The 23404-nt window shown below is 43.1% G+C and carries 22 protein-coding genes and 1 pseudogene; all 23 read left to right on the top strand.

Translation table 11 applies throughout. The features are described from left to right. Positions 1 to 73 precede the first annotated feature (73 nt). A complete protein-coding gene (locus B5F25_RS15645) occupies positions 74 to 1177 on the top strand; it encodes a hypothetical protein (protein WP_140406959.1) in 1104 nt (367 codons plus the stop codon). Between the two features lie 527 nt (positions 1178 to 1704). Then, positions 1705 to 2781 (top strand): glycosyltransferase, encoded by a 1077-nt coding sequence (locus B5F25_RS15635; RefSeq protein ID WP_087250620.1) that lies wholly within the window; start codon positions 1705 to 1707, stop codon positions 2779 to 2781. A 22-nt stretch (positions 2782 to 2803) separates the two neighbouring features. After that, the gene (locus tag B5F25_RS15630; protein ID WP_087250618.1) at positions 2804 to 3673 is read left to right on the top strand and encodes an SDR family oxidoreductase; all 870 of its coding nucleotides are present in this window, start codon (positions 2804 to 2806) and stop codon (positions 3671 to 3673) included. A 56-nt stretch (positions 3674 to 3729) separates the two neighbouring features. Then, the gene (locus B5F25_RS15625; RefSeq protein ID WP_087250616.1) at positions 3730 to 5490 is read left to right on the top strand and encodes a thiamine pyrophosphate-binding protein; all 1761 of its coding nucleotides are present in this window, start codon (positions 3730 to 3732) and stop codon (positions 5488 to 5490) included. A gap of 7 nt (positions 5491 to 5497) precedes the next feature. Then, positions 5498 to 6595: a polysaccharide pyruvyl transferase family protein gene (locus tag B5F25_RS15620; protein WP_087250615.1), complete on the top strand. Its 1098-nt coding sequence runs from the start codon at positions 5498 to 5500 to the stop codon at positions 6593 to 6595. Then, positions 6592 to 8037, top strand: coding sequence for a hypothetical protein (locus B5F25_RS15615; protein ID WP_087250613.1), 1446 nt, complete (start codon positions 6592 to 6594; stop codon positions 8035 to 8037). The genes B5F25_RS15620 and B5F25_RS15615 overlap by 4 nt, the downstream gene beginning before the upstream one ends. 13 nt (positions 8038 to 8050) lie before the next feature. Further along, on the top strand, positions 8051 to 9217 hold the full coding sequence (locus B5F25_RS15610) for a glycosyltransferase (RefSeq protein ID WP_087250611.1): 1167 nt from the start codon (positions 8051 to 8053) through the stop codon (positions 9215 to 9217). A gap of 12 nt (positions 9218 to 9229) precedes the next feature. Next, on the top strand, positions 9230 to 10297 hold the full coding sequence (locus tag B5F25_RS15605; protein ID WP_087250609.1) for a radical SAM protein: 1068 nt from the start codon (positions 9230 to 9232) through the stop codon (positions 10295 to 10297). 171 nt (positions 10298 to 10468) lie between these two features. Then, positions 10469 to 11554, top strand: coding sequence for a glycosyltransferase family 4 protein (locus tag B5F25_RS15600; RefSeq protein ID WP_087250607.1), 1086 nt, complete (start codon positions 10469 to 10471; stop codon positions 11552 to 11554). Between the two features lie 277 nt (positions 11555 to 11831). Further along, a pseudogene (locus B5F25_RS22235) lies at positions 11832 to 12195 on the top strand (hypothetical protein). A gap of 368 nt (positions 12196 to 12563) precedes the next feature. Next, the gene (locus B5F25_RS15585; RefSeq protein ID WP_087250599.1) at positions 12564 to 13580 is read left to right on the top strand and encodes a PD-(D/E)XK nuclease family transposase; all 1017 of its coding nucleotides are present in this window, start codon (positions 12564 to 12566) and stop codon (positions 13578 to 13580) included. Positions 13581 to 13589: 9 nt separating this feature from the next. Then, positions 13590 to 13814, top strand: coding sequence for a hypothetical protein (locus B5F25_RS15580; RefSeq protein WP_087250596.1), 225 nt, complete (start codon positions 13590 to 13592; stop codon positions 13812 to 13814). A 247-nt stretch (positions 13815 to 14061) separates the two neighbouring features. After that, positions 14062 to 14370, top strand: a complete 309-nt coding sequence (locus B5F25_RS22505) for a hypothetical protein (protein WP_241148425.1) — start codon at positions 14062 to 14064, stop codon at positions 14368 to 14370. Continuing rightward, entirely contained in the window at positions 14364 to 14600 is a 237-nt protein-coding gene (gene tnpB / locus B5F25_RS15570; protein ID WP_087250594.1) for an IS66 family insertion sequence element accessory protein TnpB, read from the top strand. The genes B5F25_RS22505 and tnpB overlap by 7 nt, the downstream gene beginning before the upstream one ends. 550 nt (positions 14601 to 15150) lie before the next feature. After that, positions 15151 to 16278, top strand: coding sequence for a site-specific integrase (locus B5F25_RS15560; RefSeq protein WP_087250590.1), 1128 nt, complete (start codon positions 15151 to 15153; stop codon positions 16276 to 16278). Between the two features lie 24 nt (positions 16279 to 16302). Then, entirely contained in the window at positions 16303 to 17451 is a 1149-nt protein-coding gene (locus B5F25_RS15555; RefSeq protein WP_087250588.1) for a site-specific integrase, read from the top strand. 95 nt (positions 17452 to 17546) lie between these two features. Next, positions 17547 to 18296 (top strand): hypothetical protein, encoded by a 750-nt coding sequence (locus tag B5F25_RS15550; RefSeq protein ID WP_087250586.1) that lies wholly within the window; start codon positions 17547 to 17549, stop codon positions 18294 to 18296. 154 nt (positions 18297 to 18450) lie between these two features. Beyond that, positions 18451 to 18801 carry a helix-turn-helix domain-containing protein gene (locus tag B5F25_RS15545; protein WP_087250584.1) on the top strand — a complete coding sequence of 117 codons (351 nt, stop codon included), beginning with the start codon at positions 18451 to 18453 and terminating at the stop codon, positions 18799 to 18801. Continuing rightward, positions 18798 to 19244 carry a helix-turn-helix domain-containing protein gene (locus B5F25_RS15540; protein WP_087250582.1) on the top strand — a complete coding sequence of 149 codons (447 nt, stop codon included), beginning with the start codon at positions 18798 to 18800 and terminating at the stop codon, positions 19242 to 19244. The genes B5F25_RS15545 and B5F25_RS15540 overlap by 4 nt, the downstream gene beginning before the upstream one ends. Next, positions 19241 to 20329 (top strand): AAA family ATPase, encoded by a 1089-nt coding sequence (locus tag B5F25_RS15535; protein WP_087250580.1) that lies wholly within the window; start codon positions 19241 to 19243, stop codon positions 20327 to 20329. The genes B5F25_RS15540 and B5F25_RS15535 overlap by 4 nt, the downstream gene beginning before the upstream one ends. A gap of 250 nt (positions 20330 to 20579) precedes the next feature. Beyond that, positions 20580 to 21482 (top strand): toprim domain-containing protein, encoded by a 903-nt coding sequence (locus B5F25_RS15530; protein ID WP_087250578.1) that lies wholly within the window; start codon positions 20580 to 20582, stop codon positions 21480 to 21482. 124 nt (positions 21483 to 21606) lie between these two features. Beyond that, the gene (locus B5F25_RS15525) at positions 21607 to 21927 is read left to right on the top strand and encodes a hypothetical protein (protein ID WP_241148424.1); all 321 of its coding nucleotides are present in this window, start codon (positions 21607 to 21609) and stop codon (positions 21925 to 21927) included. After that, complete coding sequence (locus B5F25_RS15520) at positions 21911 to 23008, top strand: HigA family addiction module antitoxin (protein WP_087250575.1); 1098 nt, start codon at positions 21911 to 21913, stop codon at positions 23006 to 23008. Before B5F25_RS15525 ends, B5F25_RS15520 begins: the two co-directional genes overlap by 17 nt. Positions 23009 to 23404: the final 396 nt, after the last annotated feature.

Raw genomic sequence — 23404 nt, 5'->3', positions numbered from 1 at the left:
GTTAGCTATATCTTTCTTATTGTTTATAGGCAATAATGTTTTATATCATTTTGGTATAATACCGACTTCGCTTATGACAACTATATTGCCAAGTGCCTATTTGCTATGTTTTATTTTGTTGAAAAACAAATTAAGACCTTTAGGAGAAAAAGAGAAAAGCAATAAAGAAGAATTTATACTATGCGGGATTGTAGCTTTTTTATTCTTCACGCAAGTAGCTATGAAGGCATCAGGTTTTGTAGGGGGTATCATTAATATGCTATTGCTGCCAATAGGCTTTTCATATTTATATCCTAAAGATAATGATGCATTGAATGCTAAAATAAGAAAATTGATTATTTCTTTTTATTGTGTTGATTCTTTATGGAGTATTATCGAACGGATTTTGGGAAAAAATATTTTTCCATTTACTGGCTCAAAGGAAACAGATAGCATTATTTATTCTTTAGAAGGCTTTAGAAGCACAGCTCTACAAGACCATCCATTGAATAATGCTTTATGCTTGACTGCCATTGTGGTTTTTATTTTAACGACTTCTTATTTTTCCCTAAGAAAAAAATTGTTGCTTTTCGCTATAGGATATTGTGCTATATTATGTTTTAATACGCGTAGTTCTATGATATTATGGGCAGCTATGTTTTTATTGTTCAGTGCAAATTATATCTTTTCAAAGAAAAATCATATATCTCCTATCATAAAAATACGTTTTATTTTTCTCATTTTGTTATTAACTCCTGTAATATTATATCTTATTTTTAAATTTGGTCTAGGAGACCGATTGACTTCACAAAAGTTATTAGATGATAGTGCTATGGTGCGTATTTCATCTTTTGAGCTATTTTTAAATTCCGATTTTATGTCTATTTTATTCGGTCTTTCTCCCCAAAAGATAGAATTGTTAATGTACAAAGCGCAAATATTGATTATTGAAAACTTTTGGATTATCTATTTTCTACAATATGGATTAATAGGTTTTATGCTTTTAATATTCGGCTTTTATAAATTACTGAAACGGATATTCAAACCATATTCTAAGTATCAGCGTTTATTTTGTTTAGGATGTTTTTTTCTATTGGCTTCAACAAATAATTCATTGGCTGTTTATGCACAACCTTTATGTATATTCATTTTGAGCGGATATGCATTTAGCATTAAATCGTTGGAATATAAAATTTGATTTTAATTAAAATCTATTTAATTCTGCATGTGTCATTGGTGGAGTTGCTATTATTATTTATCTACAAGTTTTGGATATTCTGACCGTCAAAGTTGCATCTCCCGAATATTGAGAATTGATAAAGAAGAATTCTTGTCTGTTCCGTAAAATCGCTTTTAATGAATGTCCGCATTTTGCCAATGAAAGGATATCAGCAGCCTTATGGACAATCTGTCGAGGTCGTGGAAAATCGTTTTTTTATGAAGGTGCCTTCGTGTGCTATCGAAGACGCCTTCACCGCTTCACGAAGACGTCTTCATAGCCCCACGAAGGTATCTTCATTTTTTCTCTTGGCTAAAGCGGATATTCATTTGCTTTTTATGGGTTACTAGCTAATATTTATTATGGTGATATGCGTAAGGTATAAAGGCCTTTATTGTGCTAATTAACACTTTGTTATACACGAGTTTGAGAGGACGTGTTTTAATTAGCATCTTATGAAAATTTGAATACGAAAGATTAACTATTACAAATAATAATCCATCCTTATGAAAATCATCCACATCACATACGCCTTCGGTCTTGGCGGCATTGAGACTATGCTGCGGAATATTGTCAATGAACAGGTGAAATATGGTCATGAGATTCACCTGATAGTGATTAATAATGCTGTCAATGAGGAGCTTCATGACAGTCTGGACAAACGTATTGTCTTTCACAATATAGGGCGACATGCCGGTTCGAAGAATCCGCTGCCTTACGTGCGCCTGAATATGCTGCTTGGGTCAATCAATGCGGATGTCATACACTTGCACTATTCTTCGATAGCCAGATTTATCTGGTTGCCGTCATTAAAGAAAAAATTATGTGCCACACAACATGATGTATGTACGAAGCAAAATTCTAAAACCTTACATTTGGTAAAAAGACTATATGCTATTTCAAATGTTGTAAAAGATGATATTTGGAATAAAATGCATTTGAAGTCCGAGGTTGTCTTGAATGGAATAAAGCCTGAATTAATATGTCATACACCACATAAACCGAATGCTAAATTTAAAATAGTACAAGTTGGCCGATTGATGCATGAAAAGAAAGGGCAACATATTTTATTGAAAGCCATTCAGAAATTAATTTCTGAAGGCTATAAAAATATGGAGGTAGATTTGATAGGCACTGGAGATTCTATGGATTATTTGAAGACGTTGGCAAATAACCTGAATATTAGTGATTGCGTGCATTTCTTAGGTGCAAAGGAGCAGTCTTATATTTTCAAACATCTACATGAATATGACTTATTTGTTCAACCTTCTATATATGAGGGGTTTGGATTAACCGTAACAGAGGCTATGGCAGCTAAAGTCCCTGTCCTTGTTTCTGAGAATCAAGGCCCTCTGGAAATTATAGACAATGGACAGTTTGGATATTATTTTAAAAATATGGATATAGATGATTGTGCCGTTAAGATAGCACTGTTTTTAAATAGGAAAAATGATGTGTCCATGATTGATAATGCCTATAATAGGGTTATAAATCTATATAATGTGGAAAAAACAGCTACAATATATCTCAAGAAATATGAGGATTTTATTACCTCAGGATATGATGATAATCTTTTAGAATGATTAGTTTTGTTATTTATAGAAAATGGGAAAAAAATTATCTTTAGCTAAAAGAGCAGTTAATTACTTGCTCCATAATATATCCTTTAAAAAGGTAACAGCTCATATACTATGTTTACCTCCCAATCAGTACTTGGCAAATAAGGTGGCTTTAATAACTGGAGGAACAAGTGGCATTGGCTTGGCTATAGCAGAAGCATTCATTGAAAGTGGGGCAAATGTAATCATCACAGGACGTAGCCAAGAAAAGTTGGAGCGTACAAAGGCTTATCTTGAATCAAAGAATGAGAAAACTAAAACTGTTTTGGCACTGACATTGGACAATAAGGATATTGCCAGTTTTGAAAAGATGATGAATATTATTATTAACCAATATGGGCGATTGGATATATTGGTTAATAATGCTGGAGTAATAGGAAGTGACTGGGCTAAAACTGTAGAAATGGATTATGATAATGTGATGGATACAAATCTAAAAGGAGCTTTTTTCCTCTCTCGCGTAGTAGCCACTTATATGATTGAAAATAAGATTCAAGGCAATATTCTAAATATCTGTTCGTCTTCGAGTTTGCGCCCTGCAAATTCAGTATATGCACTTTCAAAATGGGGATTGCGTGGATTGACCTTGGGGCTAGCAAAAACATTGGCAAAATATGGTATAACAGTAAATGGTATAGCACCTGGACCGACAGCTACTCCATTACTTGGTAAAGATAAAAATGGAAGAATAGATAATAAATACAGCCCTATTGGTCGAATGGCCTTACCTGAAGAGATCGCTAATATGGCCGTTATTTTAGTAAGTGATTTAGGCAGGACAATTGTGGGTGATATCATCTATATGACAGGCGGTTCCGGCATTATAACCTATGATGACATAACCTATAATTTATAAAAATGATTTGCCTTAGAATAGTGTAATATTAACTTTATAAAAAAACAGTATTGTAAATGAAATGGTATTACAGCGAAGAACAAAATGTTCAAATATTGATATCTCTTTTAAAAGCAAATGGGATAAAAAGAGTGATAGTTTCGCCGGGCTCTACAAATGCTTGTTTGGCGGCGAGTTTACAATCAGACCCTTATTTTGAAATGTATTCTTGTGTGGATGAACGTTCTGCGGCATATATGGCATGCGGCATGGCGGAAGAAACATGCGAACCAGTTGTACTGAGCTGTACAGGGGCTACTGCATCGCGAAATTATATGCCGGCACTGACAGAAGCTTATTATAGAAAACTGCCTATTATTGCTATTACATCTTCGCAAATGAATGAGAAAATCGGACATCTAATTCCACAGGTTACGGATAGAAGAAATCTTCCCGATGATGTCGCGTTTTTGAGTGTTCAAGTTCCTGTTGTCAAGATGAATGATGATATGTGGAATTGTTCTATACAAATCAACAAGGCTTTAACTGAATGTAGAAGACGCGGAGGAGGACCTGTGCATATCAATCTGCAAACACGCTACAGCCGGAATTTCAATGTGAAAGAACTTCCTAAAGTGAATGTTATTCATCGGATAGGAATTCGTGATGTATTTCCTGATTTACCACAAGGTAAAATTGTGGTTTTTATCGGATCGCATCGGACTTTTACCGAAGAAGAAACAAAGGTTATTGAACGATTTTGTAGTGATAATGATGCAATTGTTTTTTATGAAATGAGTAGTGGATACTATGGAGAATATGGTATAAAATATGATTTGATTGCTGCTCAAGATTGCTTCGATTCTCCATTGAAACATATTGATTTGCTTATACAAATAGGCGAAATGGCTGGTGCCGATTTCTTTAACTGCTTACATCCAAAAGTTGTATGGAGGGTAAACCAAGATGGTGAAATAAGAGATACATTTAAAAGACTAAGCCATATATTTGAAATGGATGAGATAACTTTTTTTGAACATTATTTCAAACAGAATAATACGCAAAAAAAACATAGCTTATTTGACATATATTCAGAAACATCTCACAATATGATGAGCCTTTTAGAAAAAGCTGATCTTCCTTTTTCTAATATATGGATTGCAAAAGAAGCAGTGAAATATCTTCCCGATGCATCGGAAATTCATGTTGGAATAATGAATAGTTTTAGAGCATGGAATCTTATGGAACTGCCCAAAAACGTTCGTAGCTATTGTAACGTAGGAGGATATGGTATTGACGGTTGTGTTTCATCTATGATAGGGGCATCGTTGATTCATCGTGACAGGCTATATTTTGGTGTATTTGGTGATTTAGCATTTTTCTACGACATGAATGTACTCGGCAACCATCATTTAAAGAATAATGTTCGTATTATGCTGATTAATAATGGGAAAGGGAATGAGTTTCATAACTATATTCAAAATTGGTCACAATTCGGAGAATATGTTGATGATTTTGGTGCTGCGGGTGGACATTTTGGATGTCAATCTCCCAATTTAGTAAGGCATTATACAGAGGATTTAGGTTTTGAATATATGACAGCCGCAAATAAAGAAGAATTTCTGGAGAAACTATCTCGGTTTATGACTCCTCATGTAACAGATAAGCCTATGTTGTTTGAAGTATTTACAAAGGGAGAGGATGATTCAGAGGCTTATAAGAGGATGAGACGTTTAGTTGTTAACACCAAAGAAGAATTGAAAGTGAAACTTAAAGACAGTATCCGAAAAACGGTCGGTGATAATAAAGTGAGAAAGATAGTGGATCTTTTGAAATGATTATAGTATGGACATCAAAGTAATCACCCGCCATGCCCCTTCCAATTATGGCTCGCTATTGCAATCCATAGCTACGCAAACCGTATTGGAACGCCTTGGGCATACCTGTGAAATCATTGATTACATTCGTGACGATGAACAGGGGTTGAGAGGCACGATGACCGCACTGAGAGGCAAACGGGAATGGAACAACAATCCCGTGAAAAAGATGGCCTATCTCCTGTTGCGCTATCCCGAAGAGAAATTGGCGGAAATGAAGTTTGCCAACATGCGGAAAAGGTATTTGAAGCTTACCCGGCGTTGCAGCAGCCACGAAGACTTAAAGCTGCTGGATGCCGATGTGTTTATGACAGGCAGTGACCAGGTATGGGGACCTACGATGAACGGACGTTATGACGAAGCTTACTTTTTGTCTTTTGTGGAAGACAGAAAGAAAACAGCATACGCGGCAAGTTTCGGAAGGACGGATTTTACCCCTTCCATCCTGGCTGAATATAAAAAACTTTTGTCTTCTTATTCCGCGATTGCCGTCAGGGAAAACACGGCGGTAGACTTGCTTCGCCGCATGGGAATCAGGTGTGTGGGACAGGTTTTAGACCCTACCTTGTTGCTTACAGGAGAGGAATGGGAGAGGCATATAAGAAAGGAAATAAAAGGGAAATACGTTCTTGTTTATCAGATACACAACGATCCGGCATTGAGCGATTATGCCATAAGGTTCGCACAGCAGGTAAGACTTCCGTTGTACCGGATTTCTCCGACCTTCCATCAGTTCCGCAGGGGAGGAAAATTCGTATACCTGCCCGATTTGAGTAATTTCTTATCCTACATAAAGAATTGCACTTATTTTGTTACAGACTCTTTTCATGGAACAGCCTTCGCCCTGAACTTCAACCGTCAGTTTATAGAAATTCTACCGAACAACAAAACCGGAAGCCGCAACCAAAGCATCTTGCAGCTTACGGGATTGCAGGATAGAATACTGAAGGATTTGGATGATTTCTCAATAGCCGACAGATTAATAGATTACTCTCCGGTAAATGAAATTTTAGCGGGAGAAAGGGACAACTCCATCCGTATTTTAAAACAATTGATAAACTCATGAAATACTTTTCCGGCAACTTCCGTGCGTGGTTATTACTATCAATCTGTCTGTTTTTGGATTGTCGATACCTGCATGGACAGGTGCAACGACAAAACTATAAGCTCCAGACTATTTATGTTTCATCCTCAAAAGGGAATGATAACTATGATGGATTGACTGAAGATAAGCCATTAAAAACAATACATAGTGCTCTGAAGAAGAATAAGAAAGGAGTGAACCTACGGCTAAAGTGCGGTGACGTGTTTTTTGAAAACATATCTGGTATGTCAAACAGCATCATTGAATCGTATGGCAAAGGAGATAAGCCCGTATTATGTGGCTTTAAGATTTTAAAAAATCCTGACGCCTGGCAAGCCGATTCTATTAAAGGGGTTTGGAGATTGGATTTAAGTAATGAAACTGATTTTGCAGGCTATCCGTTAGAATACGCTTCTGATAAATTATGTTTCAATGATATAGGATGTATTTATGACAGTAGAAAAGACAAAATCTACGGGCATTTGGTAAAATCGAAGAAAGCATTACGGAACAATGGGGATTTTTTTACTTCTTCTTTGTATAAAAGAAAGGATGTAGCATTCAGGTATCTGTATCTTAGATATGACCAACATCCAAAGGCATTGGGCAATATCTGTTTGTCAACCTATAATCACGGAATCTCGAATATGGACCGATGTGTTATACGCAATATTGCGATTATTGGATTTGCCAGACACGGTATATGTGGCATTAACTATACGCAAATACAAAATTGCGATATAGACATTATTGGTGGTTCTATACAAGTTGGTTATCAAAACTGGGTGCGTTATGGTAACGGCATAGAATGTTGGGTCTTGTCTTATCTTATCAGTGATAATACCATCAGTCATTGTTCCATCAGCCGTACTTATGATTGTGGTGCAACGATTCAAGGGAAAGGGAAGGGTTTGCAAAATCCATGTCGCATACGTTTCGTACATAACAAGTTCATCTATTGCAGACAGGCATTTGAACATTTTCTTTCGGATACCGAAGGGAAAGACGTAGATTACGTGGATTGCGAATTTTCGAACAATTTATGTTTTATGATGGGGAGAAACCAGTTTGATTCTTCGGAAGCAAGAGACGCTGATTTATTGTCGTATGATAAGAAAAATAAAAACATACTTATCAGCAATAACATATTTTATGGTGCGCCCTACTATTGTGGAAAAGCTTTCGGCATATTGAAAGGGAATATTGTGTATATGTACAAAGGGGATTACTTAAATCATTATCATGGACAAAAAAATTATCCTATCATTTATGCCAACGATGAAAAGAGTATAGAGACTTATCGTCGGCGTACACATGATGACAGTAGGATTTATATCCTAGATAAGGAATCGGATTTTGATAGAAAAATGAAAAAGAAGCTATTAGCACGGATAGCTTATCAGCCAATCAGATTAAAAAAGTAATGTAAGGCAAAAAATGAAAATCTTACTTTCCAACAAATTTTATTACCGCCGTGGCGGTGACTGCATCTATATGCTCAATCTGGAGCAGTTGTTGAAGGAACACGGGCATGAAGTTGCCGTGTTTGCCATGGATTATCCGGAAAATCTGGATACGCCGTGGAAGAAATATTTTCCAAGCAACATGAATAAGTTGATGGCATTAACCCGACCTTTCGGCTCACAGGAAGTGAAGCGCAAATTCGGGCGGCTGCTTGATGACTTCAACCCCGATGTTGTACATATTAATAATGTCCATACCCAACTCTCTCCTGTCATAGCCGAATTAGCACGCAAACGTTGTATAAGAGTAGTGTGGACGCTGCATGATTACAAACTGCTTTGTCCACGCTATGATTGCTTGCGAGACGGTAAGGAAATCTGTGAGAAATGTTTCGGGGGAGACAAGTTACCATGTAAGATATACCGCTGCATGAAAGGCTCACGGTTGGCTTCGGAAGTGGGCTATCGTGAGGCGGTGATGTGGAACCGTGAAAGGCTTGAGGCTTGCACGGATTTGTTTATCTGTCCGAGCGGATTTATGGCAGAGAAGATGGCGCAAGGTGGTTTCAGGAAAGAGAAGCTGAAGGTGCTCTGCAACTTTATCGATACCAAGAAGTGTCGTAAGGATAATTATGATAAGGAGGATTATTACTGTTACGTTGGCAGGTTGAGCCATGAGAAAGGCGTAACAACACTCATTGAAGCCGCTGCCCGGTTGCCTTATAGGTTGAAGGTCATTGGTGGAGGACCATTGCTGGAGCAATTAAAAATTAAAAATGAACAATTAAAGGGCAATGTTGAGTTTCTTGGTTTCCGCCAATGGGATGACATAAAGGACATTGTAGGGAAGGCGAGGTTTACCGTGATACCATCTGAATGGTATGAGAACAATCCGTTGTCGGTGATAGAGGCGCAATGTTTGGGCACACCGGTACTTGGTGCACGTATTGGCGGTATTCCTGAACTGATAGATGAGGGCAGGAACGGTATGACCTTTGAGAGTGGCAACACCAATGACCTTACAGAGAAAATTAAGACGATGTTTGACGTTAAGTTTGACTATAAGGGCATCGCCGACGTTGCAATGAAGCATTACAACGCCGAGAACTACTACAAAGAAATAATGAAAATATACGAATAAAAATAAGATAAAATGTCAAGTAGAAACATTCCGCGTCCAACGGACGCAAGCATTATCCTGACGTATCGCTGTCCGATGCGTTGCCAGATGTGTAACATTTGGCAGAATCCCACGAAGAAGAGTGAAGAAATAAAGGCTGCAGATCTGAAGACTCTGCCGCAGTTGAAGTTCATCAATCTGACGGGTGGCGAACCGTTCATCCGTGAAGACTTGGACGAGATTGTCGAGGAGTGTTACAAGCATACGCCACGTATCGTAATCTCTACTTCGGGCTGGTTTGAGGACCGTGTAGTGGCACTTGCCAAGAAGTTTCCTAATATAGGCATACGTATTTCCATCGAAGGACTTAGCCAAAAGAACGATGAATTGCGCGGCCATGCAGGCGGATTTGACAAGGGTCTGCGCACGCTGCTCACTTTGAAACACATGGGGTTGAAGGACATCGGTTTCGGCTGCACAGTGTCAAACCACAATTCAAAAGACATGCTTTCGCTTTACCAGCTTTCGCTTGCCATGGGCATGGAGTTTGCCACGGCGGCTTTTCATAACTCATATTATTTCCACAAGAGTGACAATGTGATTACGAATAAAGACGAGGTATGCAATAACTTCAAGCAACTAATTGAGTGGCAGCTGAAGGAGAAACACCCAAAGAGTTGGTTTCGTGCATGGTTCAACATGGGGCTGATTAATTATATCGAAGGAGGAAAGCGTATGCTGCCTTGCGAGGCGGGTATGGTGAACTTCTTCATCGATCCGTGGGGCGAGGTGATGCCATGTAACGGACTGGAAGAGAAGTATTGGAAAGAAAGCATGGGTAACATCCACGACAAACCTTTTATGGAGATTTGGGAAAGCGAGCAGGCGCAGAAGGTTCGTGCGATGGTAAGGAAGTGCCCGAAGAACTGCTGGATGGTTGGTACGGCAAGCCCAGTGATGCACAAGTATATCAAGTATCCAGCAAAGTGGGCGTTGCAGAACAAGCTGCGCTCTATGCAGGGCAAGCCTGCTTGCATAGACCCGAAGTGGTGCGATGTAGGCCAAGACCCGTGCCAGGGGGATTTGAGGGAGAAGTTCTGATTTACCTGATTCTTTTGCCTTTTATGAAAAGCCACAAAGCTGACAGGCAAGAAACGATTATAATTCTTGCATAAAGGAGATTTTCTTTCAGGCGGTTTAAGTGCTGTTTCATTGGTTCAGCTTTTGGATTTGCAAAAATAATTATTCATTCTCAAAATCAAGAATGTTTTTATGAAAATAGTTGTTACCGGCACCCGTGGCATCCCGAACATCATGGGTGGCGTGGAGACGCATTGCGAGGAACTATTTCCAAGGATAGCGGCACGGGGCTTCGATGTGACTGTGATACGCAGAAAGAGCTATGTGCACGACAGTCTGAAAGAATACAAAGGGGTGAAGCTGGTTGACATAGCGACCCCGAAGAGGAAATCTTTCGAGGCAATCATCCATACGTTTCGGGCAATACTGAAAGCGAAATCGCTTCGTGCCGACATCGTACACATTCATGCCATCGGTCCCGCCTTGTTGGTTCCGTTGGCAAGGTTGCTGGGCATGAAGGTAGTGTTTACGCATCACGGTCCCGACTATGACCGTGACAAATGGGGATCCGCCGCCAAGGCAATATTGAAGTTAGGCGAACGGATGGGGACGAAATATGCAAACGAGATGATTGTGATTTCGGAGGTGATTAACGATATACTCGTACGTAAGTATAACCGGCGGGATTGCCACCTTATATATAATGGGGTACCTGAACCGGACTTGTGCGATTATCTGGAATACTTCGAAGAGTTGGGCATAGAGAAAGGCAAATATATATTGGGAATGTGCCGCTTCGTGCCGGAAAAGAACCTGCATCACCTGATAGAAGCGTTCGTAAAAATGAAGGATTTCCATTCGGATGTAAAATTGGTATTGGCTGGCGATACGGATTTTGAGGATGAGTATTCGCGGCATTTGAAACAGATGGCAAAGGAGAACGGCGTGGTGCTTACCGGATTCATCAAGGGGAAGAAGCTTCATTCGCTGCTTACGCATACACGCTGCTTTGTGCTTCCTTCTTCCCACGAAGGCTTGCCCATCGCTTTGCTGGAAGCCATGAGCTACGGCTGTCCGGTTATCGTGAGCAACATACCCGCCAATCTGGAAGTGGGCTTGGATTATGAAAGCTATTTCCCCGTAGGCGATATAGATGTGCTTGCCCAAAAGCTGCAGGAGAATATCGAAAAGCCTTACCGGAAAGTGCGCTACGATATGGCGGAATACGACTGGAGCCACATAGCGGAGCAAGTGGCAGAGGTGTATCGGCAATGCTGAGAAGCAAAATAGTTTGAAATTTATGTTTTCTTCATGGTTTTACCTACACTATTATGGCTGCCAACTTTCAAAAAATCATAGACCGCATATCGGAAGCATTCAGTTTCTTTGATTTTTCATTCTTGATTTCGGGCTCGGCAACGTTTGCTATTTGCTGTTATACTTTGAACCGATTGGGGATGGATGTTTCTTCGGACAGTAGTTTTTTGAGTAAGCAGTCAAAAAATGGCTATTGATTGAAATGGGTAACTTCGCTGCCAACCAAATTTATAGAATTATGTATAGCAGTGAAGATCTTGAAAGGTTTTACTTTCAGTACCAGACCGAGGCTTTGCCTCATGGAGAATCTCTCCAATCGTTTTGTGTCAAGAACAAAGTCCCTTATAACATTTTCCAGAAATGGTTTAAGGATACCCGCAAAAAAGTAGTTGAAGTTCAGGTTGACGGTGCTCCTGAGATTGCCCATGAGGAAAAGACTAAGACCGGTGAGCAGCCTAAACCTGTATCAAGAAGCGGTAATGACAATCCCGTCCGCATATGGATTGACATCCGTATCAGTAATGGATTGCACTTGTCCCAAAAGAATTTTAAGCTATCAGGATTTAGTCCGGATGATAGAGAAGCTGGAGGGTCTATGCTGAGTGTTACCGGCCTGAATCATTTTTATTATGTGCGTGACTTTACCGACATGCGTTGCAAGCACAGCCGTGTGTTGTCTATCATCCGTGAACTGCTTCACCGTGAACCCTGTGACGGGGATTGTCTTTATTGTCATGTCGTGAAATCGAAGAATAGTCCGTATGTTTTCATTTGCCAATCATTCATACAGCCTGTTCAAAAGTGCCCTTTCAAAGGGGAATGCCCTAAATTGAGTGCTTACTTGAGAAATGTACAAACCCATAAGTCACTGTGCTGTAAAAGTGAAAGCTTTAGAAACTTCATCATATACAAATTTGTGAATCTCCCCAAGTATTCCTATCTTTGAGGCATGAAAAGAAGAGAAAGATACATGACGCATTTCGTGAACCCGTTTACGGATATCGGCTTCAAGATTATCTTCGGGCAACCTGCCAGCAAGGAACTGCTCATTACCTTGCTGAACGAGCTGCTTGCGGGGGAGCATCACATTGAAGACCTGACGTTCATCGACAAGGAAGACAATTCGGACAACGTAAACGACAGGGGAATCATCTTCGACCTGTATTGCCTGACTTCGAGCGGGGAATACATCATCGTGGAGATGCAGAACCGGTGGCACAGCAATTTTCTGGACCGTACGCTGTACTATGTATGCCGTGCCATCAGCCGGTTGATAGAACGTCCCATAACGGATGAAGTGGAATTGCCGTCTGGAGGAAAAGACAGTGTGTCGGACACGGTAAGTGAAGCACCACTCCGCTATGGTGACCGCTACAAACTCTCAACCGTGTACGGAATATTCCTGATGAACTTCAAGGAAGGGAAGTTAGAGCCGAAATTCCGTACGGACACGGTGGTGGCAGACCGTGAGAGCGGACGGACGGTGAACCCGCACTTCCGGCAGATATACTTGCAGTTCCCTTACTTCACCAAGCAGCTGGAGGAATGCGAGACATTGTATGACAAACTAATCTATGCACTGAAGAATATGAACGAATGGAACAGAATGCCGGATGCACTGAAAGAACAGGTGTTCAAGCATCTGGAACGGCTGGCTGCCGTAGCGAACCTGTCGGAAGCGAACCGTGTGGCTTATGATAAGGCAGTAGACCGTTTCTATGTGAGCCGGATTTACGAGGAGGACATGCAAGACCGAGTGGAGAACGCGATGCGGGAAGGAAGAGAAAAAGGAATGCAGGAAGGAAGAGAAGAAGGCATAAAAGAAGGAAGAGAAGAAGGAATAAAAGAAGGAATAAAAGAAGGAATAAAAGAAGGAATGGCTAAAAGTAAACTGGAGGATGCACAAAACTTGAAACGTTTAGGCGTTTCTACAGATATCATAGCGAAAGCTACCGGGCTTAGTCCGGAAGAAATCGCATCATTATGATTTAGCGTGTTGAAAGCCAACAAATCCTGCGAGGCATACGGAAGAAAAGCATGGCGCACCGTTTCGGAAAGCCCGATACCCATGCGGGACACATACGGATGCAGGCTCAGGTTGGCGGCTATGCTGAACAACGGAAAGCAGAAGCGCATCTTGCTGTCGCATGTGGAGCCGCCACAGCCTGGACGGTACATGAGCGAGGACAAGGAGATGCTCAGGCAGGTTGATTATTTTTAGGGACTAAGTATCAGGTACTAGTGAACGAGGTTTTAGGATTAGGTACTAGGTAACAGGTACTAGGTAACTAGGTTTTAAATACATTCAGTAAAACTATTCAGAACCTCGTCAACTGGTACCTTGTCAGTAAGCAGTCAAAAAATGGCTATTGATTGAAATGGGTAACTTCGCTGCCAACCAAATTTATAGAATTATGTATAGCAGTGAAGATCTTGAAAGGTTTTACTTTCAGTACTAGACCGAGGCTTTGCCTCATGGGGAATCTCTCCAATCGTTTTGTTTAAAGAACAAAGTCCCTTATAACATTTTCCAGAAATGGTTTAAGGATACCCGCAAAAAAGTAGTTGAGGTTCAGGTTGACGGTGCTCCTGAGATTGCCCATGAGGAAAAGACTAAGACCGGTGACCGGCCTAAGCCTGAATTAAAAAGCAGTAATGACAATCCCGTCCGCATATGGATTGACATCCGTATCAGTAATGGATTGCACTTGTCCCAAAAGAATTTAAGCTATCAGGACTTAGTCCGGATGATAGAGAAGCTGGAGGGTCTATGCTGAGTGTTACCGGCCTGAATCATTTTTATTATGTGCGTGACTTTACCGACATGCGTTGTAAGCACAGCCGTGTGTTGTCCATCATCCGTGAACTGCTTCACCGTGAACCCTGTGACGGGGATGTCTTCATTGTCATGTCGCGAAACCGAAGGATAGTCCGTATGTTTTCATTTGACAATCATTCATACAGCCTGTTCAAAAGTGCCCTTTCAAAGGGGAATGCCCTAAATTGAGTGCTTACTTGAGAAATGGTACAAACCCATAAGTCACTGTGCTGTAAAAGTGAAAGCTTTAGAAACTTCATCATATACAAATTTGTGCCCATATGCAACTTATAGGTTCAACAAAATAATAGCGACTGAAACTATTAGGTTCATAGTGACAGTCGCTATTGTTGTATATAAAGGTTTAAAACTTGTAGTTTATCGAATGCTTACACTTTATTGAGTCAAGGTATATCTGTGTAGTCGTTTCCGAATCGTGTCCGAGTCCTTCGCTGATGACCGACAACGGAACATCTTTGCCACGCGCTATGGTAGCCCAGCTATGGCGGACTATATACAAAGCAAATGTATTTGAGTAAATAAATGCAATTAAAATCATAAATAGTAATGAATATCAATGATTTATATAATAATTAAAAGAATTGGATTTTTGCTTGTTTTTCGTTTTTAAATGAGTATTTTTGCTTTTAATGTTACTTTTTTGTTAGTCAAATCTTGGTGTTTTGAATGTTTTTTGTTACCTTTGCGCATACAGTAATAAATTACCAAGAAGGAAGTCATGGCACGTACAAAGAAATCTGAGTCTGTACCCGTCCGAATCCGTTTCAAGGAATTGGAGAATGGGAACAAGTCCATTTACCTCGACATCTATTACGAGGGAAAGAGACGTTATGAATTTCTGAAACTGTACCTTATACCTGAAACATCTGCTGCCGCAAGGGCTCAAAATGAGCATACGCTGAAAGCGGCAAACGCAATCAAGTCGCAACGTATTATTGACATCACGAATAAGAAACCTCCCCTCGTCCTGTCCGAAAAAGGGAAAATGCTTTTAACGGATTGGATGAATGTATATATGGAAGAGCGGAAACAGAAAGGGAAACGTGGATTGGAGCCAAGTGTACATTCCACTATTGTCCAACTCAAAAAATATGATCCGAAAGCACGGTTGTGCGATGTGGACAAGGATTTTCTGGACGGTTTCATTGAATACATGAACGGAGCCAAGGCAAAACGCACCCATGCACCTTTTGCCAAGAAAACCATCAAGACATATGTGGGGTATGTAGTTTCCGCATTGAACTTAGCGGTGGACGAAGGCATCCTGTCAGTCAATCCGGGATTAGCTATTGACAGGGATGCCATACAAGGGGAACAGAAAAAAAGGGAATACCTGACCATAGATGAGGTAAAGCTGTTGATGGGGACACCTTGCCGTGAAGACGTGAAAGTCCCTTTCCTGTTCTCATGCTTTTGCGGCCTGCGGCTTGGCGACATGCGTTCTTTGCAATGGAAAAATGTAATAGAGGAAACCGGGAAGGTTCATCTTGAAGTGCGCCAGCGGAAAACGGGCAACATGCTTTATCTGCCGCTCAGCGCACAGGCGCAAGGTTATCTTCCGAAGCAACGGGGTGACGCGGATGAACATGTGTTTTCCATTCCGTACACTACAACCTTGGATGTCGTATTGAAAAGATGGGCTAAAGCTGCCGGTGTAAAGAAAAGTCTTTGCTACCACATGAGCAGGCACACGTTCGCAACGATGGAGCTGACATTAGGCGCAGACTTATACACCACCAGCCAGTTGCTGGGACACAGGGACGTAGAAACCACGCAGGTGTACGCAAAGATTGTCGATGCGAAAAAGGAAGCTGCCGTACTGATGATAGATGAACTTTTTGAATAACAACAACTAACCGGAGGGAAAAGCATGGCAAGACCCAAGAAACAAATAAAGGCTAAAGAACCGGTACGCTTGCGGTTCAACAAATTGAAGAACGGGAACACTTCCATATACCTGGACATTTATCATGATGGAAGAAGAAGCTACCAGTTTCTCAGGTTGTATCTGGTACCCGAAACCGATTATGCCTCCAAAATCCAAAATGCAAATACACTTGCCACTGCCAATGCGATAAAGGCGGAAAAGATATTGGAATTGACCAATAAGCTGGCAGGTATCACAGACCGTTCGTACAAGGCGAAGATGCTGTTCACCGACTGGATGCGGGTGTATCATGACCATGTGATGAAGCGTGGTGGCTCCAAGTCTGCCTTGACATGGATAAACCGTTGCATCGCAGAACTGGAAGAGTATAATGGCATGGTGACGCTTGCAGAAGTGGACAGGGACTACCTGCTTGGCTTCATGGAACGATTACTCACAAGGAAAGCCTATACCCGGAATCACGACAATCTTGCCAAAGAGACTGTATTCCTGTATCTTGATTTCGTCCGTGCCGCATTGAATTACGCGGTTAAAGAGAACCTGCTGCAGAAATCACCATACCGGGGGATAAAGCGCAGCATGGTGGCCGGCAAGGAGACCAAACGTGAGTATCTTACCGTGGACGAGGTAAAACGGCTCATCAAGACCCCGTGCAGACGCCCGGACATGAAGGCGGCTTTCCTTTTCTCCTGCTTCTGCGGACTGCGCATCATGGACATCAAACTGCTCCGCTGGAAAAACATCATCAGGAACAACGGGAAATGGCAGGTAGAGATACGCCAGTTCAAGACAGGCGTGCTGCTTTACCTGCCGCTGAACATGAATGCCCGCAAATGGCTGCCCGAACAAGGCGATGCAACACCGGATGACCCGGTATTTCCTACCTTAAGCATTTGGTATAAACACGTGTTGAGCGATTGGGCGAGAGATGCAGGAATTGACAAGAAATTTTCATTCCATGTCGCCAGGCACACTTTCGCGACCCTTGCACTGACCGCCGGCGTTGACATCTACACCACAAGCCAGCTGCTCGGGCATACTACCATCCGGCACACACAGCGTTACGCAAAAATCATCAACAGCAAGAAAGACAATGCGGTCTCCCTGTTGGATGACGCATTCATTGAATAATCACCCATTAAACTACCTGACAATGAAGCGTAAATGCAAAAAAAGAGGAGCTTTTAAAAAAAGCCCAAACGAAGCGTAACGGCCTTTACGGCCAAGTGGCCCGTAATGAACTGGATGGTTTGTTGCGGGAGGTTCTATCATCGTACAAAACAGAAGTGTTGGTAGGAGGCAAGCTGCACAATCTGTTCGCTAAGGACTTCCTTAATTCCCACCACCACACGGACAGACAGGATGCCAAAGGCCTGAACGAACACCGGAAGAACCTTGGCATTCTGGACGGACTCCTTACAACACGTGAAGATCTCCTCAGACAGTTTTCTATGGAAGACGACCCTGACAGAGGCAAACTTGAATGCCTGTTGCATCTTTATTACACTACGACACCTCCACCACGCGGACAAGTTGTTTTAACATCCAAAACCGGCGGTGAAATTCCTTCACGTCAGCTATCATTGGGCTGCAGCCTGAACGATGACCAGATGAGCCTCATTGCGCATTGCGTGAATGAGGCTCGTCTGTTTGAGGAGAGTGTTGATGCCCCCATGCTCCGTTCTCTTTTGGAAGGCAGGCTTTCCGTTCCGCTCCACTCAAAGAACAACCGCCTGCTTTCCTTCTTCTTCGACCAGTTGTGCCAGCACCGGCTTATCCTTTCCCGTTGGCAACACCTGTTGGGGCAAGCCGGGAGCATACTCGGCCCGAAAGATGGCAGGCCGTTACGGCATGAACAGTTCTCCAATGCCCTGACCCATGCGAAAAGCAACCCGAACAGCATGCAGGAAAAAATCCGCCACTATGTGCGTCAAGTGCTGCCAAAGGGAGAAAATACAAACACGGACAACAAATGACAGAAGAAAACAGCAACAGTAAGGACTACAGTTCCGAACTGTTGCTGCCGTCAATCGCCTGGTATGCTGGCAAGACGCTAATTTCGCCCCCTGAAACAAACAAGTTTCGGAGGGCGAACCCTTTCATTGTCCAACTTAATAAAATGTAAGAACTATGGAACAACAAAGCATTGCAACGAATGAACGGCCCGGACGGGTAGAATGTCCGTCCTGCCTGTTGAAACTGAGTCTGATACAGGCGCAGGTGGAAAAAGTGGAAAAGATGCTCTACTGCATCAAGGACACGCTCAACTTCAAGGAAGCGTGCCTGTACACGGGACTGTCGGGCAGCCAGCTTTACAAACTGGCAAAGGACGGGAAAATACCGCACTACAAGCCAAGCGGCAAACTGCTGTTTTTCAGCAAGCGGGAATTGGACGGATGGCTGTGCCGCAATCATGAGTGCGGCGAATTGGCCGGCCCGGATGAAACTACGGAAGTGGAACTTAAAGGAATGAACGTATGACGGAATCAGGATTTTTGGAAACGCTGGAGCGGGTGGAAGCCGTCCACTCCATATTGAAGCGGATGGAGGACATCGACTGCGTATTGGACAAGATAACAGTCATAGAGGAGTTCATCAACCGTTTTGGCACCCTTGAGGCATTAATCGCCAGGTTCGAGGAGATAGAGCGGCAGCTTTACATATTGAAGGAAGTGTTCAACGTGGAAGAAGCGGCCAAGTACCTGAACATATCCACCGGTCATTTGTACCGTCTCACGTCCACTCATGAAATTCCTTTCTCGAAACCCAACGGTAAGCACATTTTCTTCGAACGGAAAGCATTGGATGACTGGAAACGCCGGAATCCTGTTCTGTCAAACCGTGAGATTGAACGGCAGGCGGCATTGGCCGGAACCGGAATGGGGACTGAAAACCAACTGATGAAGAAAGGGAAGAAACAATGAATGCACGTGGGATTATACCGGTGTCGGAAGACATCGACAGGAATGTTTACGAACAGATACTGAATTTCATACGCCTGCGGGTCACGGAGACCTATGCCTACCCTCCTGAAATCGTGCAGGTGGACGGTATCACCATCGCCACGCTCGGCAATTTCAGCGCTTCTGTGGGCAAGCCCAAGAGCAAGAAGACCTTCAACTGCGCCGCCATTGTGGCATCAGCCTTGTCCGGCAGGAACATCCTGCACTACAAGGCGCACCTGCCTGAGGGAAAGCACAAGGTGCTGTATGTGGACACCGAGCAAAGCAAATGTCATTGTCACAAAGTGCTGGAGCGCATCCTCAAACTGGCCGGGATGCCGACAGACAGGGAAACGGACCGACTTGTGTTCTTCATGCTGCGGGAGTACAGCCCCAAGCAGCGGAGGCAAATCATCAACCATGCGCTTTCCTCCGATCCGGAGATAGGCTTTGTCGTGATAGACGGCATCCGCGACCTGATGTACGACATCAACAGCCCCAGCGAGTCGGTGGACTTGATAAACGACCTGATGCGCTGGTCGAGCATGCACGACCTGCACATCCACACCGTGCTGCACCTGAACAAAGGTGATGACAATACGCGGGGGCATATCGGAACTGAACTGAACAACAAGGCGGAAACCATCCTGCAAGTGACCAAGAGCCAGTTTGACGGCAACATCAGCGAAGTCAAGGCGATGCACATCCGGGAAAGGGAGTTCCAGCCGTTCGCATTCCGCATTAACCGCGAGGCATTGCCGGAACTGGTGGAGGACTACGCCTTCACACAAGAACGCAAGCCTACGACCGAGGCCATCACGGACTCCCAACACGCAAAGGCGTTGGAAATAGCTTTTGGGAACGGTCCTATTGTGGGGTACGGACTTCTCATCAAGTCTTTGCGGCAGGGGTATGCGGAAATCGGCTTCAAGCGTGGGCGCAATGTCTGCATCGAGCTGAACAAGTACCTGATGGGCAGGGGCGTCATCGTCAAGGATGACAAGGCTTACGTTTATCGGCCGGAAGCATTGGACAACGGTGGCAATGCCGTCCCGGAAGAGGTTTAGTTTAACGGGAGGGTATATATATGATAAACCTGGAGAACTTCCGACCATGCATAACCCGGCATGGAAGATGAAAAACAAACAGGTTTAGTTTAACACCGGGCATATATATATGACAAACGGGACAAACTTCCATTCCTTGCCAATATTTAGGGATTGGCGACAAAAGAAGTTTAGTTTACGCAGGGCGTATATATATGGTAAACTTGGTTGTATCCGCTCCAATATTCATCAAACATAGAAACAGAACGATATGAACATCTTGCAAATCAAACAAATAGCCATTGTGGACTTCCTGTTGGCCATCGGTATTCATCCCACCAAGGAAACCACTGTGTCCGCATGGTATCATGCACCTTATCGGGAGGATGAAAATCCGTCTTTCAAGGTGAATAAGAACCGCAATATATGGTATGACTTCGCTACGGCCAAGAGCGGCGACATCATCGACCTTGCGGTATTGGTATATCGAACCCCAAACATACCCAAAGTATTGAAGATGATTGAACGGGCAGCACCGGCCGTGCCTTTGAAGGTGCGGACGTTCGTGCCGCATCCGCAACCGTCCGCACCGGCTGGAATGCAACCGCAAGCGTCTGCATTCCAGGACCTACGGTTGCTGGCGTTGGCATCCATTCCCTTGCTCTCCTACCTTTCCAAGCGTGGCATCGACCTTGACATCGCGAGGCAAGAATGCAGGGAAGCGCATTACACCTGCCACGGGAAAAGCTACTATGCCATCGCATTTCCCAACGAGGCGGGCGGCTATGAGATACGCAATCCTTATTATAAAGGTTGCATCGCCCCGAAAGCCGTTTCATTGTTTTCTGAAGGACAAACAGACAGCGTGTGCTTGTTCGAGGGATTCATGGACTACCTGTCCTTTCTGACCTTGAGGAAACGGGAACGGTTGTCCGTACCCTGTTATGGTGCAGACCTGCTGGTGCTGAACTCGGTGAATAACTTGCCCAAGGCATTGCCGCGGCTGAAAGCCTACAAGCACATCTATTGCTATCTCGACAATGACGATGCCGGACGGCGTGTGGTGGACATGCTCCGGGAACTCAAAAGCGATGCCGTGCATGACATGATGGAAACCTATCCCTTGTACAAGGACCTCAACGACATCCTTACAGGGAAGAAAAAGATGCCGTAAGGCTGTACTTCGGTTAAATAAATGTAAAAACATTCATATTTCGGTCGAAACGCCTCTTGAAATTCCCGTTTATAGGGAATTATTCATATCTTTGCACCAAAACACAATATTGCTATATGGCATAATGAAAGTAGAAATTACTGACGATGACCTGCGGGAGCTTATCCTGAATGGGGCAAACGCAGGAAAATATAAGAAGATTTCCCGTGACAAGAAGTTCGTGCGTAAGCTGACAGACATATACAATCTGATGCGTGGGGTAGAACATGTTTCGCGGTTGAAGGATTACAGTTTCTTGCACTACGAGCAACTTAAACATATGTCCCTGAGTTCTGTGCGCATATTCAACAACAGGGTTGAGCGGTTGTTATTCAGGGAAACGGATACTGGACTAGAAATAACATTGATAGAATTAAACAACGATCATTATGGTAACAAAAAATGAGAGCAGTACACCTTGGACGGCAACTCATCCGGGTACCATTCTGAGGTATGAATTGGAAGAAAGAAACATCTCCCAAAAGGATTTTGCAGCCATGATTGGAATGCAGAAGTCTCATTTAAACGAGCTGATCAGAGGCAAGCGTCCCATGACGAAACCCATTGCTGACAAGATTGAGGAGGCACTCGGCATCTCCGCCGTGTCTTTGGTCAATATGCAGACGCAATACGACCATGACCAATCGGTGATTGAAAAGAAAGGCGAGGAGGAATTGGTGGCAAATGCCACGCTGAACCAATATAACGAGGTGTTCGATATAAAGACTTTGCTTAAAAGACTGGGTAGAGAATTAATGTCGGCAGTTGAACAGGTAAAGTTCCTTGCAGATGACCTCCGTCTTCCAGAGCCTGCAGAATTGAAAATGGCAACGGCGGGCATGTTCAAGAAATCGGCTAAAACAGGGCAAGATGCCAGAATGCTTATGACTTGGAAGATACTGGCAGAGTCGCAAGTCAGAAACCAAAAAGTGAAGGGGCAATTCTCGATGGCAAACAAGGATGCCCTTGTCGCGGAACTGGCCGCTGCCTTGCATACCAACAAATCGACAGAGCTGCGGGTAAAGGAAATATTGTCGGAAGCAGGAATCGCATTCTGCATCGTGGAAAAGGTTGACAAGGCCTCAGTGGACGGGTATTCGTTCATCGAAGACGGCATCCCTTGTATCGTTCTGACAAAGCGATATGACCGGATAGACAATTTTGCCTTTGCCCTGTTGCACGAGGTAGGTCATATTTTTTTGCATTATGCCGGGAAGCCCGGGATTGACTGTAAGTTAAGCATATCCGATTACGATCATGAAAGCCCCGAAGAGAAAGCTGCCAATGCGTTTGCCGCTAACGCCTTGATTCCAGACGAAGAGTGGAAAAACGCCCCAAAGGTTAGGTTGAACCCTATCGTCATACAACAGAAATACACGCAATGGGCAAACCAGGAAGGTCTGAACAAATGGATAGTCCTGGGGAGGATTTCCTACGAAACGGGCATGTATAAGTTCCGTTCGGACGGAAGCCGGAATATAGGCTAAGGCCATTAAGTCTGTTGTAACAAGGTACATGGAAAGCTCTTCCTATAATAGGAAGGGCTTTTTTCATCACAATACATGAGGAAAACAACCGTTTCCGCCTAACAAGGAAATCACAACAATTTGGTTGATGAAAGAAGATGCCTTGAAGACAAAGTTTTGCTTATTTTATGATGCGAAATTCTCCGAAATAACGAATATGCAGAAAAAATATTAGAAAATGATTGAGGTGCAAAAGATGCCAATGACTTTGTATGTTGGGTAAATAGCACCATCCTACTAATCGGGTAGGAGGTAAATGCTAATCATAGAAAGGCATTTGCCTCCTACTTTCACATTTACCGACCTCCCACACCACCGTACAAGCGGTTCCGCATACGGCGGTTTCGCGCTTTCTCA

The sequence above is a fragment of the Bacteroides sp. An19 genome (genome assembly GCF_002160215.1).
GTDB classification, from domain to species: Bacteria; Bacteroidota; Bacteroidia; order Bacteroidales; family Bacteroidaceae; genus Phocaeicola; species Phocaeicola intestinalis.
This window is presented reverse-complemented; position numbering and strand designations above follow the sequence as displayed.

Excerpts from the sequence above, each read along its gene's own strand:
- B5F25_RS15645 (WP_140406959.1), top strand. The coding sequence starts at position 74 with ATGACAACTATATTGCCAAGTGCCTATTTGCTATGTTTTATTTTGTTG.
- B5F25_RS15635 (WP_087250620.1), top strand. The coding sequence starts at position 1,705 with ATGAAAATCATCCACATCACATACGCCTTCGGTCTTGGCGGCATTGAG.
- B5F25_RS15630 (WP_087250618.1), top strand. The coding sequence starts at position 2,804 with ATGGGAAAAAAATTATCTTTAGCTAAAAGAGCAGTTAATTACTTGCTC.
- B5F25_RS15625 (WP_087250616.1), top strand. The coding sequence starts at position 3,730 with ATGAAATGGTATTACAGCGAAGAACAAAATGTTCAAATATTGATATCT.
- B5F25_RS15620 (WP_087250615.1), top strand. The coding sequence starts at position 5,498 with ATGGACATCAAAGTAATCACCCGCCATGCCCCTTCCAATTATGGCTCG.
- B5F25_RS15615 (WP_087250613.1), top strand. The coding sequence starts at position 6,592 with ATGAAATACTTTTCCGGCAACTTCCGTGCGTGGTTATTACTATCAATC.
- B5F25_RS15610 (WP_087250611.1), top strand. The coding sequence starts at position 8,051 with ATGAAAATCTTACTTTCCAACAAATTTTATTACCGCCGTGGCGGTGAC.
- B5F25_RS15605 (WP_087250609.1), top strand. The coding sequence starts at position 9,230 with ATGTCAAGTAGAAACATTCCGCGTCCAACGGACGCAAGCATTATCCTG.
- B5F25_RS15600 (WP_087250607.1), top strand. The coding sequence starts at position 10,469 with ATGAAAATAGTTGTTACCGGCACCCGTGGCATCCCGAACATCATGGGT.
- B5F25_RS15585 (WP_087250599.1), top strand. The coding sequence starts at position 12,564 with ATGACGCATTTCGTGAACCCGTTTACGGATATCGGCTTCAAGATTATC.
- tnpB (WP_087250594.1), top strand. The coding sequence starts at position 14,364 with ATGCTGAGTGTTACCGGCCTGAATCATTTTTATTATGTGCGTGACTTT.
- B5F25_RS15560 (WP_087250590.1), top strand. The coding sequence starts at position 15,151 with ATGGCACGTACAAAGAAATCTGAGTCTGTACCCGTCCGAATCCGTTTC.
- B5F25_RS15555 (WP_087250588.1), top strand. The coding sequence starts at position 16,303 with ATGGCAAGACCCAAGAAACAAATAAAGGCTAAAGAACCGGTACGCTTG.
- B5F25_RS15545 (WP_087250584.1), top strand. The coding sequence starts at position 18,451 with ATGGAACAACAAAGCATTGCAACGAATGAACGGCCCGGACGGGTAGAA.
- B5F25_RS15540 (WP_087250582.1), top strand. The coding sequence starts at position 18,798 with ATGACGGAATCAGGATTTTTGGAAACGCTGGAGCGGGTGGAAGCCGTC.
- B5F25_RS15535 (WP_087250580.1), top strand. The coding sequence starts at position 19,241 with ATGAATGCACGTGGGATTATACCGGTGTCGGAAGACATCGACAGGAAT.
- B5F25_RS15530 (WP_087250578.1), top strand. The coding sequence starts at position 20,580 with ATGAACATCTTGCAAATCAAACAAATAGCCATTGTGGACTTCCTGTTG.
- B5F25_RS15525 (WP_241148424.1), top strand. The coding sequence starts at position 21,607 with ATGAAAGTAGAAATTACTGACGATGACCTGCGGGAGCTTATCCTGAAT.
- B5F25_RS15520 (WP_087250575.1), top strand. The coding sequence starts at position 21,911 with ATGGTAACAAAAAATGAGAGCAGTACACCTTGGACGGCAACTCATCCG.